This window comes from Phyllobacterium ifriqiyense, from assembly GCF_030817885.1.
GTDB lineage: Bacteria > Pseudomonadota > Alphaproteobacteria > Rhizobiales > Rhizobiaceae > Phyllobacterium > Phyllobacterium ifriqiyense.
Map to the genome: position 1 here is coordinate 609687 of NZ_JAUSZT010000003.1, position 13172 is coordinate 622858.

The following is a 13172-nucleotide window of genomic DNA, read 5'->3' on the forward strand; positions in this document are numbered from 1 at the left end:
GCGGCATCATCCGGGCAAAGCTCAAGAAAACGTCGTTGCAGTCGCGGCCACGCATTCTGAGGTGGCCTATAAAGACTCCCCCTCTGATCCAGCGCCTGAGAGGTGGAAAAATGGGTGACCTCCGAACAGTCTGAGTGAATCCAGTCGTTGTTAAAGCGAAGGTCTCCCGCGTCGAGTTCGATCTGGTAATCCCAAAGCATAAACTTTCCATTTGCGGATAGCCGACTATTCGGGCGGGTGATGTCTTGGATCGAGGTGTCGCCTTGCATTTGCCAATCCAGCGAAATCCTCAGAACGGACACGTTGTTGAATTCCAGCGTGCAAGGGGCACATCCCATCCCCGCACCGCTTCGCGGTCCCAATGCCATTTGGAAATATAGTCAATATCCAAACGTATCGCGTGGTTCGCTTGGGGGAAGCTCATGGAGTACAGGACGGCGTCGTGCCAACCCATGTCGACAAAATCCGCCTCCGTCCATATCTCGCTGTAGTTCATTGCGCCCCCAAAAATACAAAGACATACTCTCGCGGGCGCTTCATAGCAGCGTTTGGCGCATGGCCGCAATTAGACCATAGCAGGTGGGCTACAGGCCTCCGCGCTACCGATATTTGAGAGATTATGATCTCACGAATGTGTAGGAAGAACACCGCTTTCGAAGTATCCAACAGCACATCAATTGAAGTGTTCCCAAACCACTTAATTTGATCGGCAATCCCGAACCCAATCCTGCACTTTACAGAGCCGTTTTAAGATTGCGCCACAATTTCATTCACTAACACTGCTTTAGAAGGAGAATAGTTACACTTGACAATCAACGATTGGGTACTTCCCAATTGGGCCACGTTCAAGCAATGGTCGGCGCACCATAGCAGTCTGTTATGGTAGTCTTTTATGGCAAGAGATAAGAGTACAAATCGATGTATGTTGATGCAAGCACTAGAAAAAAAGTACTCGCTCTTAAAGACGTTGCGGTGAAAAATTTCACCCAAGAAAATTGGCTTGAACTGGGAACATTGACAGGATGCTACGATATCGTCAGGTCTCATTCACGACTTCTAAGAAGTCTAAGTTTTGGCGATGACGACTATGCGGGATGTGCACTGGAAGTCCTCATGCGGATTGTCGAACAAGAATCGGCTAACTTTCTCGATATTGAACGCTATATATTTAATAAATTTGGTGGTGGTGGCGAAACTATCTCAAGTGCAATGATTGCAGGACCAAAGGTTTACTTTCAGCCAGCTGTTTTCAATATTCCATCGGAACTGCCAGACCCATTTCTTGTATCGGCAATGATGCCATTCTCCGGTTCATTCAGCGGTACATACAATGCAATCAAAGAAGCATGTAAGCAAAGCCAAATGAAATGTGAACGGGCGGATAATATCTGGAAAGAATCAGCGGTTATTCAGGATATTTTTGGATTGATATATCGTTCCTTTATTGTCATTTGCGATTTCACCGGCAAGAATCCCAACGTATTCTATGAGGCCGGTATCGCGCATACACTCGGCAAACATGTCATACCTATTACACAGAGCGCTGAGGACATACCGTTCGATTTACGTCACCATCGTTACCTACAATATTTGAACAATGGCGAAGGATTAGAGGAACTCACGCTAGGGCTTTCGGCTCGACTCAAATTTTTACATATCCATCGTGACGAAGCTACTTCTCATGCTGCCGGTCGTGGCGATTTCGATTAACTAAAGCGACGCATGCTTTGCAAAACGATGATGAAGGATAAGACCAAATACAGTAAGCATTATGGGGGCACACAGTGACAAAAACAGATAACCCAAATCAATCGGTGTTTGTCGAACAATGGAATCAAGAGGATCGTGATCGCTACGTATTACATGCACGCGAATCCTACGACTCGAATCGATATATGGAGAGGGCTTCCATGCAGGCCCACATTGACTACGCCAAATGGATTCTGGCTTCGTTGCTTGCGGTCCACGGTGGTGCCATCTATGCGATCAGCGGTCTCCGCGAAAAGGTTCTAGTGCCAAAGGAACTCCATCTGCTAACTTGCGCCGCTGGATTCAGTGTTTCAGGCGTTTTTTTCACATTGTTGGCTGGTGGTCTTATTTGGTTAAATTTTCAAGCTAGTGAGCATTTATATGCATCCTTAGCCAATCCAGCGACGCTATATCGAAGCGACTTATATAAATTACCCTCTCAGACTAGAGCCGGTAAATTTATGAATATCCTTTACTATGCTTCGATAGCGACTACGACGGTAGCATGGCTTACATTTGCGATAAGTGCAGGGTTTGTACTCTACGCACTCTAAAGCACTGTGTCCCCTGATAAAAGACATCCGTCAACCTACGCGCCATGTGCGATGACTGCGCCCCACGCACTAGAGAGGGTGATCCTGTGTTCGGCCAGCGCCGCATTTACAACAGGGTCTTTGAGCGACTTGTTGAGATTTGCCCTATTTGTTATTCCCGTGAGTTCGATAAGACGGTCATTGGATATGCGAGTAGGTTGATCGACTAAGTAAGCCGACTTAATTGCTTCTACGACCTTGAGATTATTCCCCTTCAAATCCCAGACAGGTAGCCAGTCTATGATAGGAGCTTGAGGGAATATTCTACTCAGTCCATCACGAGGGAAACCCCTTTTCTTGTCGGTAGAGAAGATCAAATATAGGTGACACCCTTCTGGACAATCGCCGTTGACTGTCTTCCTTGCTTCACCCCGACATGCAGCCTGAAAGATATTATGGGCTATCTCCCCGAAGCGAGTCTTCTGGAAATCATTGTCGTCAAACTCTTCCTCTGTCTTAGCCTTCTTTGCCGCCCTCCCGTGGGCCTCATATTGAGCTTCGTTATATTGGAGGATTCCAGCAAGGATGACATGACGGATATGAGCATATTGGTTTGTCGCCGTATGCTTGCCCCAGTTACAGAAGTAGACCTTCGCCTCAGGGTTGATTGAACCTCGTATGAGCTTCACCATATCGGGGTCACGCTTCTTGACCTGACGATGATGGATGACAAGGACTTCCTCACCCAGAGGAATCTCAGTGTTGATCGCCTTCGCTACCCCCTTGGCAATCTCTAGGGCTTTGTTCCTGTCCCGATAGACTGTCTTTCCAGCGCCACGGTCCCAATGATGGAGGGTCAATCCTGAATAGGTCTTCGTCGGGGATGGGAGTGACTTAAGACCTCCCCTGTCACGACGCCAAAACGAATAGGTTTCACGAAGGCCACCACTGGCGTCAAGGATGAGCATCGGAGCTAGGTCTTCCGGTAGGTTATCCTCGTAATCGAACGTCGTGGCCGCTGAATCCTGAGACCTTCTGATCCGTACGGTACGGCCCGACAGATACCAAAGGGCCTCCGCCTTATCTTGGTCCTGCTGGTTGTCGAACACCCCTCTGAAAGCGTCGAGAGACGAAACGTAAGGCTCGATATCAGGAACCTCGACTGTCTGTCCGGTCTCCATGTTACGAAGAGCGATTGACCAGTCTTCCAAAAGATCACGAAGAGACCCCAGACTGTTTTGTCGAAGGTCACGGAACATGCTGGATATGTCGTCTTGGTCGAGGGTGAGTATCTTACTGGGTACAATCGCCTCATCCCACACTCTAACGAGACGTGGGCGCCCTAGGTAGTGGAATGCCGCTATATCCGTGAAGGTCGAACCGTCCTTTAGCCTTGCCTCAAGCTGCTGTTGCGTCGTGAAGAGAACCCTTGCCTTCGAAGCGACAGGATTGCCTAAATCGTTGACATCACCCTGACGGCTTTCAGATACGAGGACCGAGAAATCTGACTTCTCCAATCCCATGGCATCGACTAGGGCATTGATTTCCTCAAGACGTGATAGGAAGTAAATCACCCCCACAGACTTATAGGCATCACCAGCGATAAGGGCCTTCGTGCACTCAGTAGCAACGGTGGTTTTACCCATCCCGCAAGGCAGGGAACTCAGATAGAACACCGGCGCAGCGACACCAGCCGCCATGTACTGATAGACCTTGGCGATATGCCTAAGGCCCCTCCAATGCTGAGACGATGGAGCATGTCCCCAGTCTACAAACTTCTTATGGACGTTGCCTATCGCTTCAAGGGCTAGGTGATCGTCATCGACTTTCATCGAATCTAGGTCGATATCATATTGATCCTGGTTGTCGGCTTCGAACGTCTGCCGGACGGCATTAAAACTATTCATGAAAACCTCTTTAAAAATTGATTAAGTATTGGTCGAGCACCGCCTCTGGATAGGCATTCTTTGCCATTCTCAGCATCACAGACAGCGTTTGTAAGGGCTTGGCTACAAAGCAAGCACTCAGAGGCAAACGCCTCTCTCCGATTGCGCGTCTAGAACTTGCAGACGGGCTACTTGAATTGCTCGCTGGCTCGCACTCGACAAAAAGAAGAAAGGCAGTCTTAAGGAATCCCCATAGAATCTCTTTAGGTATTTTATACGAGGTGTAAATCTCTAGGAATCCTGAGGAACCTTTAAGGCATCCCCTATAGGATTCCTTAAGGGATTTATTACAAGGGAATTACCTAGAGAATCCTATGGGGATTCTTAAGGGTAACCCTAAGGTATTCTATTAGTATTCTTTTGGAGCGCACGCGCACGTAGAAATCATTGAACAATTTCCGCTTAAGGAAACCTCCCCAAACCCCACAAAAGTGAATCATACAGAGGCGTTTGATGTTTTGGCTAGGTAAGCACCAGTCAACCCACGAAACGCGCTGTACGAGTCTGCATGAGTCAAGGAAGGGCCTATCCACTAATGGTGGAGCTATGAATGAATCAGCCGTCGCTACTCCTGAGCGGAAAGGTCTGGCAGTTCTTCAAGCAAAGATTCAGCAAAGCCGCTTATTGTCCCGACCTTGACCCTGATACCGTGAAGAAGCTCTTCCACCGTCGTCGCCACCCTCTGCTCAACCCATTTTCGGTTGATGAGTTTTTGCAGGCTGTATTCCGTGCCGCCCGTAGGGAAGTAGACACGCCAGTCGTCCTTAATCTCAAGACAGAATGGTGTCCGGCTCAATTGTATCAGCCCACTACCCTTCTTAGGTTTCTGCTTTTCAGGTTGAACCAAACCGTACCTGTCAAACGTGGCATAGACCTTCGATGATCCAATGCCGGTCGAGTGTATTTTGTTGCTCGTCATTCTGTTCTCCCATGATTGATGTGAAATCCGTTGGCACGCTCTGCCGCCTCTCTCGCCTTGCACGCCTCTTTGAAATCGGAGTATCGGCCTAGGTGCTTGAGTGCTGGACCGACTCGAATTTGAGCAAGCCAACGCCCACGAGACCGGTCCCAAATGACACCCATCCGGCCCGACGTGTTATTGTTAGGACGCTTCCGGTTTCTACCATTCTGTATGAGGGTTGCTGTCCTGAGGTTATCGAGCCGGTTGTGAGACCGCCTTCCGCTCTCGTGATCGAGAACACCGTCAGGCATCGACCCATGGACATAAAGCCATATGAGACGATGGGCTAAGCGACGACGACCTAGGACTTGAATGTAGGTGTAGCCATCTTTGTCTAAGTGACCGGCATCTTTTCCGGCATAGCGGGAATTGCGTGCTTTCCAAGCTCTGTCAGTCTTGAAGTGCTCCCTTGGTCTCTCTCTCCAAACCAGAACACCCCGTTCACTATCGAACTCGAAAAGCTCCCGAACAACCTTAGCGTCCAACGAAGACTGATCGATCATCGTTGATGGAAAAGCCCTTGTCCTCCAGAGAGAGATTGGAACGACGAAGGTTTAACGGGTTGCCGTCAGTGTAACGGACACGCTGTCCCGCCTTGGCATCCATGAGGACACGAGCGACAAGGACTTTATGGCCGATCCCACGGGACGCGACTGACGAAGAGCAGATTTGCCAATTAGGTGAAACGCCCAATGATAGGAGTTCGTCATAGTCCTCGCGATTAATGGCCGCCTCTTGGTTGCCGGAACGTCCCAACGGGACACAGACGACATACTGCTTTGCGCCGGAGGCCCAATCGGACTCCATGCGAATAGGTCTTGCTTTCATGAAAATGTCTTTCTGAAAAAGGGGAGCCACCGCGAACGATGGCCCCCATGACTGAAAAAATTAGAAATCGAAAAGGCTTGTCGTGCCTTTCTGTACGGGCTTATCGACGGTGCGGGTCTGATCGAGCAGACGCTTTGCAATCTCGTGACGGAAGTCGTTAGAAAGCTGGTGATCCCCGACGATCTGGGAGACAAACTTATCGATCTCCTTGTCTGCAAGACGCTTCTCGGCGCCTGTCAGGTCATTCCATTTCTTCTTGAAGGAAGAGTCTTTGTAGATGGTCAATGCCATTTGAGTTCCTAATAGTTTGATTGAAAATTGGTGGTCTTAAAGTAGTTAGAAATAGCGACGGTCATCCATCGAGGCATAACGCTCGATTTCCCCGAACTCGATCTTGTTGTCATCGAGGTATTTTCGGAGTTCGGTAGAGGCCTCATGGAGGGTCGTATATTTCCCCTTCAAATGCTCTGGGGATTTGAGTCCTTTGAACTCGATAGAATAGAGATTGCTGGAATTATGCGGGAGGATTTTAACTGACCCTTTGCCGGGCAATTCAACAATCATCTCGCGGGTAATAAGGCGGACCATGTATTTCTCATGCTCACGTTCTGGAAATGCGTCCATAATTATCTTTCTGTAAAAATAGCCATGCGCCCCCAAACGGCATGACCGAGTGAAATGACCTCTCGATGGAGGAACTGCTGGGGGATTCGGTGAAAGCATAGGCGATAAAATCTCAGCCTATCGCGTCCCTATAGCATACTTTTGGTATCAAAGTCAATAGGGAAAATGAATATAAACCTATTAAACAAGCTAATGCGTTGTTTTTACTTATATATTCTTGTGTCCACTGGGAGAAAAGAAGGAAATTAATCCTTTACGTCCTCAATAACATCCAGAAATCTGACAAAATCTAGCAAATCAGCCTGCCAGAATAACTTATTAGATCGGCCCGAATGGCGAGTTTTTAGGATCATATTCCCCATAATGATAGGAAGGCAAGAACCCAGTCCTTTACAAGCGACCCGTAACACGGACCGACCCTGCATAGATTATCTCACGTGTCCCGACAGGCTGGTTGGACCAATACTGGATTGCCCTCGGCGGTATCACGTCGATCAACGCACCATTTGGAACTTCCATTAAAGAGAAGTCTGAAAGGTGTTGGTTGACGTTCGGCGCAACTGGATCGCAGGTGTAGACGTAAGCCCCCTGTCTGTACGAGTTCCGAAACTGTTCGGCATGGGCTTGGACATCACACAGGAACACACAATCCAATCGACTCGGAAGTGCAGGATCGATTCTGAGCCTAGCCGCCTCAAAGCATGACTCCCATATCATCGTCTTTGTGTACGACAGGGGACTAAATCCGAAATCAATTGGGATCGAGACAGTACCTAGTTGCCTTAACTGACGCCCCCAATTTCCGGGCTGAATGATTGCGCCTATTTGCCAATTCGCATAGCTAACGTGAAAGTACATTCTCTTCTCCGATTGCAGGGTAAACAGCACTGGGACAGATTGAAACCTCACCAAGGAGAGGCGCTTGAAGTCTAGGCTACCAATGCACCTAAAAAGCAAGAGATGCGCTGTAGGATGGGCCCCTGAGTCAGGAAAACACTATCTGTAGCGCCGCTCTCGACCTCAATTGTGGATAGAGTGGATAAGTCAAAGGCTGATTGTTTACTAGAGATGAGTCAGTCATATTCCCTCAAACAAAGGTGGGAACAAATGGCCGAACCAAAACCTCTTTCGTCTATAGCTGATCTACTATTCAACGCGCCACTCTATGCCAAGTTTACAGTAGCAACAGGCAGCAAGGCGCTAGCAGTTCTTTATGATAAAACAAAAGACGATCGCATAGACGGATTTTGCAAGGAATGCAGGAAAGACTCTACTTTTGTGGTCCATGGCGCCCGTATTGGCGACCATCCTTTTTCCGACATAGACGCTCGAGTTGCCTACGACGACATTTACATCGAATGCAGCCGCGACCGTAACCATGTCTTCAGGTACAATATCTTGATAAGCAAACTAGTCCTCCAGAAGGTCGGACAATTCCCTCCCCTTGCGGAAATTGCGATTGAAGAGACCCGCCAGAAGTACAAATCAGTACTAAAAGGTGACAACTGGTCAGAGCTTTACAAGGCAATAGGACTTGCGGCTCATGGTGAAGGCATCGGATCATTCGTCTACCTTAGAAGGGTGTTCGAACGCCTCATTCAATCTCGGTTCGATGAATATAGAGTTACTGAGGGGTGGGCTGATGAGCAATTCAAGGTCAGGATGGAGGATAAGATTGATCTGCTGAAAGCTCACCTACCGGAATTTCTTGTCGAGAACAGAAGAATCTATGGGATATTTAGCCAAGGCATCCACGAGCTAGAAAACGATGTGTGCCTTCAATTCTTCGACGTAGGTAAAGAGTCGATCATTATGATCTTGGAAGAAGACCTTCGACACAAAGAGAAGCTTGATCTGAAATCAAAGTATAGCAGCTTGATAGCGCAGTTCGACGGCTCGCCCAAAGTAGGGACGTGATAGGAAGCGACTCACAATCATGCCTCCGTGAATGAACACGGATAGTCAGGACCCAACAATAGTGAGGGGTAAAACCCTGTGGCTAAATCCGTGCGACACTTAAAGACAAGGCTCCTAATCATGCCCGCTCGCACTTCGTCTAGTCTCTTGCAGTGTCGCTTGACACCTATAGCGGTTTCTCGCCGCGCTCACTAGACCCGCCCTGTGTCCGTCAGAAACTCTCGTTTCCTACCTAAGCTTAGAAGGCCACTCACCACTTCGTCAGAAGAAGCTTTTACCCGCATGACCAAGCAAACACAGTACTCGCCAATGCAGCGCTAGTGCTCCGCAATATTGTTCGTTTTATGACGAATACTACGTGAGGCTAAGAACATGTTCTCCCCATGCCATCAGCGCTTCTCGTCTTTCTTTCATAAACTCATATCGCTGATAGACACCCTTCACGCCCGACTGAGACCCCGATACGTGATTGAGCAGCCTATCGACTACGTCCGTCGCATATCCAGCTTGAGCAAGACCTGAGACCATCGTTCTCCGAAGATCATGGACACGCCAAGGTGTGAGTTTAAAGGTAGGATTGTCGGCCTTCTCTTTCAGGTAGGCAGTCATGAGGGCATCGACATTAGCTTTCGACTTACTAAACCCTTTGATTGACCCCTCGCCCAACAGTTTCTGGTCCTTCTTCCTAAGACGTTTTGCAGGGAATACAAATCCCTCTTGTTTATTCGACAGAGAACGAAGTTCATCGATAGACTGGGATGATAGGTGGACGATATGAGCCTTGTTATTCTTGGCTCTCTCTTTCGGGATGGTCCAAAGGGCCTTCTCCATATCGATCTCTTCCCATCGCATCCCTGAGACCTCACCGATACGTTGGCCCGTCAGGATGAGCAGACGATAGAATTGACCCCATGGATTGCTAAGACCCTTCGAGACCTCCCATAGGGCTTTGAGTTCTAGGTCCGTCAATAGACGGTCACGTGAGGCCAATGGATCAGGAGCAGAGATAGACGAGACAGGAGAAGTGACGATTAGGTCATGCTCTACGAGGAACGAGAAGAAAGGTCTCAACGCAGCAAACAGGTTTCTCTGAGCAGCAGGACGGCCTCGCTTGTCATCAAGCATCTTACGGACATCAGCCTTGGTGACCTCTATGATAGGACGCTTCAAGAATGACGACAGGGACGCCCTCAATAGCCTCTCTGTATCCTTCCAATACCGAGTGTCCTTACCGTTCGCCTTGATGAACTTCTCTATGGCTTCCTCTGTCCTCATGCTGTTCATCTGGTCGCGTACCTTGTGACGCAGCTCACGCTTACGGGCTAGGACATCGACACCCTTCTTGATGTCTCCAATCTCTGAGACTGCGAGCTTCCTTGCGTCAGTCAGTTCCATGCCATCCTTGGCACGACCTATCGTCTGCCTGACAGCACGACCACCACGACCGCCTATGAACTTCTGGACAAGCCAAGAGACCTCACCAGAGGGCGACAGACGAGCACCGAAGCCTGATAACTCGGTATCCCATAGGTAGACGGCATTACCGTCCAGACCCTTCACCTGAGTCTCTATGGCCTTCTGTGTCAGCTTGAGCTTCATGTCGAACCTCCCCTTCGGGATCGTAGTGACCCCTCGTCCGTCGCACCCAAAAAGTAATGACTAAGTAATGACATACTACGGAATCTAGGGCAAGAAGAAGGGTGAAACTAGGGGGCGCTTTATTGGGCCATTCCCAACGACTCAGAGGGCGTGATAGGAAGAAGACCGAGAAGAGAGATGGGTAAATTCTACTGTATTATCAATATCTTGCGTAGCGACATCGTGTCTCATGAGGATTTCATGGTCATAAATGGGTGCATCACACGACCTAAAGGCTCATTCCTCGAATTTGCATAACCATCTTCGTGTTTATATTATTTATTTCAATTACTTGTGTCGCATCGAGCGTGAGATTCCTGTCTGACATCGCCAAGAGAGGGCATGAAAGGGCCAAACCGTAAGAATTCCAGATTCCTAATCTGTAGGCCACTGGTTCGAATCCAGTCGGGATCACCAATAATTTCAAAGACTTATGCGTGTATCAGGTCAGCCACCATTGATTTACAACGGTTTTCTTTGAAGCACGGTGAATCCATGCAACATGGATGCAACATGAATGCCATGGGCTTTGGTTATGCCCGTGGTTGGAAGCCAAAGCTTTCGCGGCATTGAGATGGCCCGAAGCAGAGGCGAGCCGCCACCCACTTTGATCGAAGGAATATCCTTTTCGGGTCGCGCTGCATTGTGAGGATGTGGGGTTGCATTTTGACAGGGTTGGTTTCTTGTCGAAAACGCTTGGCTGCTATCGATTGAACCGGAATGTTTATGTTCATCCCGATCGCTACATTGTCTATATGTTTGCAGAACAGCGAAACGCCGAGTGCTTCTTAAAGCCCTTGACGGGGAATGGATAACGCCAGAACAGAGTAGAAGAGGCAATTGGACGCCGCGATATAAGCGCATGCTGGTTGGCTATGATATCGAGAAGACAGCTTAGACCGATCCGCGAAACGAGCCGGACCAAGAAGCGCTTCAATTGCCACGGCCGCTGCCCGACAACAATTTAGTTCGTTATACCGCAACAAAGAAGATAGAGAAAGAACCGCTCTTGCTTTAGGATTTGGGTTCACTAATCGCCGCAATGTAGTCGTCATCTAACAGCATCAGACTGAATTCTATGACAGAAAAAACAGCGACCGCGCCCTCTGGTTCAAAGCCATTTTCAGCCTTTGAGCGTATGATTGCCTGGCGCTATCTGCGTGCCCGGCGCAAGGAAACGTTTATTTCGGTTATCGCCGGGTTCTCGTTTACGGGTATTATGCTTGGGGTGGCGACGCTTATCATCGTCATGGCGGTGATGAATGGTTTTCGGGCCGAGCTGTTGACCCGAATTCTCGGAATCAACGGCCATGTCATCATGCAGCCAATGGATCGGCCTTTGGATGATTTTGATGCTGTTATCAAGCGTGTCGATGCCGTGCCAGGCGTATCTTTTGCCATCCCCGTCGTCGAAGGCCAGGTCCTGGCCAAAGGCAATGTGGGGGCCGGATCAGGCGCGCTTGTCCGCGGTTTGCGCGAAGACGATATCGCCAAGCTGCAACTTGTGGCAAAGAACGTGCGGCAGGGCACATTTCAGGGTTTTAACACCGCAGGCGGCGTAGCAATAGGTACGCGCATGGCCGAGAATATGGGCTTGGGTCTCGGTGACCGGCTGACGCTGATTTCTCCTGATGGCGATGTGACGCCGCTTGGGATGGCGCCACGGGTCAAATCCTACCCGGTGACTGCCATTTTTGAGATTGGCATGTCAGAATATGACGCCTCAATCGTGCTCATGCCGCTCGAGGAATCGCAGCTCTATTTCAATCAGGACAACAAGGTTCAATCGATCGAAATATTTGCCGACAGACCGGACGATGTTGACGCACTGAAAAAGCCGATTGAAGAAGCGGCACAGCGCTCTGTCATGTTGACCGATTGGCGACAGCGCAACCAGACATTCTTTTCCGCGCTGCAAGTGCAGCGTAACGTCATGTTCATGATTCTGACGCTTATCGTGCTCGTCGCGGCGCTGAACATCATATCGGGACTCATCATGCTCGTGAAAGACAAGGGCCGCGATATCGCCATCCTTCGAACCATGGGTGCAACGCGAAATTCCATCCTGCGCATATTCCTGATGACTGGGGCTGCTATCGGAGTTGCTGGCACCATTGCAGGTGTTGTCTTAGGTATCGTTGTTTGCCTGAATGTCGAGCGCATCCGGCAATTCTTTTCGTGGCTGTCCGGCACAACTCTATTCGATCCGAAGCTATATTTCCTAAGCACACTGCCAGCCAGGATGGAGCTCAACGAAACCTTATTCGTCATATCGATGGCGCTTGTCCTGTCATTTCTGGCGACGCTTTTCCCCGCTTGGCGTGCAGCCAAACTCGATCCCGTTGAAGCTCTGAGGTACGAATAATGTCAGTTTCATCATTACATTGGCTGACTGATTAGCCGATGTCTGAAGCACCGCCCAAGCCCGAAGACTGCAAGGCGTGGGGCAGCTTTGGTTTCTCGGGACGATACGGGATTGTCTGGTACTGCGGCGAGCATAAGGGTGAAGGTGAACGCAGAAATAATTCCGGAACCTAATGCTCTCCGGCGGATTGTGTAGTTCGAGTAGTTCTTGGCAACTGGCTTGGTGCACCCTCACCCTCGCGCGAAGATGACGGATGCCAAGCCCTTAATCTTCTTGCACAAGGAAACGGCATTGCCTTTTTCAAAGTCTCCGGGACTGAGCTCTACCAATATAGACTGGCAAGTAATTTCAAAAGCGCAAAATCTTGCATCCGCGTGCCTTCAGCGCCATCCAAAAGACCACGAACACAGTCAGCGCCTCGCACGTTCAATCGTCGATCTGTACCGCCGCGGAATATCGGACCCAGGGGTTCTCAGCACCTTGGCTATCAATCGCGAGAAGGCATTGGAAATCCGGGAACAGAAGGATATGCGGGTGGCGAAGCGACTCGAGCAGCAAGAACGAAGGAAGGCATACGTACCGAAGCAAAGCCAACCGCAAGTTGAATAATG

At 49.4% G+C, this 13172-nt stretch carries 13 protein-coding genes; 5 read left to right on the forward strand and 8 right to left on the reverse strand.

Translation table 11 applies throughout. From position 1 onward, the window contains the following. Positions 1–289: 289 nt before the first annotated feature. Positions 290–496, reverse strand: coding sequence for a hypothetical protein (locus QFZ34_RS10485; protein WP_307280490.1), 207 nt, complete (start codon positions 494–496; stop codon positions 290–292). A gap of 422 nt (positions 497–918) precedes the next feature. Between QFZ34_RS10485 and QFZ34_RS10490 the strand changes: the two genes are divergently transcribed. Together QFZ34_RS10490 and QFZ34_RS10495 are read left to right on the forward strand one after the other, a co-directional pair. Then, a complete protein-coding gene (locus QFZ34_RS10490; protein ID WP_307280494.1) occupies positions 919–1710 on the forward strand; it encodes a hypothetical protein in 792 nt (263 codons plus the stop codon). Between the two features lie 74 nt (positions 1711–1784). Continuing rightward, complete coding sequence (locus QFZ34_RS10495; protein ID WP_307280496.1) at positions 1785–2303, forward strand: hypothetical protein; 519 nt, start codon at positions 1785–1787, stop codon at positions 2301–2303. Between the two features lie 35 nt (positions 2304–2338). Here the strand turns inward: QFZ34_RS10495 and QFZ34_RS10500 are convergent, their stop codons facing one another. From QFZ34_RS10500 to QFZ34_RS10520, 6 genes are all read right to left on the reverse strand, one after another. Then, positions 2339–4189, reverse strand: coding sequence for a hypothetical protein (locus tag QFZ34_RS10500; RefSeq protein ID WP_307280500.1), 1851 nt, complete (start codon positions 4187–4189; stop codon positions 2339–2341). A gap of 604 nt (positions 4190–4793) precedes the next feature. Continuing rightward, positions 4794–5147, reverse strand: coding sequence for a hypothetical protein (locus tag QFZ34_RS10505; RefSeq protein ID WP_307280504.1), 354 nt, complete (start codon positions 5145–5147; stop codon positions 4794–4796). Continuing rightward, positions 5144–5692, reverse strand: a complete 549-nt coding sequence (locus QFZ34_RS23375) for an HNH endonuclease (protein ID WP_370878737.1) — start codon at positions 5690–5692, stop codon at positions 5144–5146. Before QFZ34_RS23375 ends, QFZ34_RS10505 begins: the two co-directional genes overlap by 4 nt. Continuing rightward, positions 5664–6017: a hypothetical protein gene (locus tag QFZ34_RS10510; protein ID WP_307280509.1), complete on the reverse strand. Its 354-nt coding sequence runs from the start codon at positions 6015–6017 to the stop codon at positions 5664–5666. The genes QFZ34_RS23375 and QFZ34_RS10510 overlap by 29 nt, the downstream gene beginning before the upstream one ends. A 60-nt stretch (positions 6018–6077) precedes the next feature. Next, on the reverse strand, positions 6078–6308 hold the full coding sequence (locus QFZ34_RS10515; protein WP_307280512.1) for a hypothetical protein: 231 nt from the start codon (positions 6306–6308) through the stop codon (positions 6078–6080). A 45-nt stretch (positions 6309–6353) separates the two neighbouring features. Next, positions 6354–6641 carry a hypothetical protein gene (locus QFZ34_RS10520; RefSeq protein ID WP_307280514.1) on the reverse strand — a complete coding sequence of 96 codons (288 nt, stop codon included), beginning with the start codon at positions 6639–6641 and terminating at the stop codon, positions 6354–6356. Between the two features lie 1107 nt (positions 6642–7748). Between QFZ34_RS10520 and QFZ34_RS10525 the strand changes: the two genes are divergently transcribed. Further along, positions 7749–8558 carry a hypothetical protein gene (locus QFZ34_RS10525; RefSeq protein WP_307280517.1) on the forward strand — a complete coding sequence of 270 codons (810 nt, stop codon included), beginning with the start codon at positions 7749–7751 and terminating at the stop codon, positions 8556–8558. A gap of 354 nt (positions 8559–8912) precedes the next feature. On the opposite strand, the gene QFZ34_RS10530 is transcribed toward QFZ34_RS10525, so the two are convergent. Further along, a complete protein-coding gene (locus QFZ34_RS10530; RefSeq protein WP_307280519.1) occupies positions 8913–10157 on the reverse strand; it encodes a tyrosine-type recombinase/integrase in 1245 nt (414 codons plus the stop codon). Positions 10158–11274: 1117 nt separating this feature from the next. On the opposite strand from QFZ34_RS10530, the gene QFZ34_RS10535 reads away from it, so the two are divergent. Together QFZ34_RS10535 and QFZ34_RS10540 are read left to right on the forward strand one after the other, a co-directional pair. Further along, a complete protein-coding gene (locus QFZ34_RS10535) occupies positions 11275–12561 on the forward strand; it encodes a lipoprotein-releasing ABC transporter permease subunit (RefSeq protein ID WP_307280522.1) in 1287 nt (428 codons plus the stop codon). 207 nt (positions 12562–12768) lie between these two features. Continuing rightward, a complete protein-coding gene (locus QFZ34_RS10540; protein WP_307280524.1) occupies positions 12769–13170 on the forward strand; it encodes a hypothetical protein in 402 nt (133 codons plus the stop codon). The last annotated feature ends 2 nt before the right edge of the window (positions 13171–13172 follow it).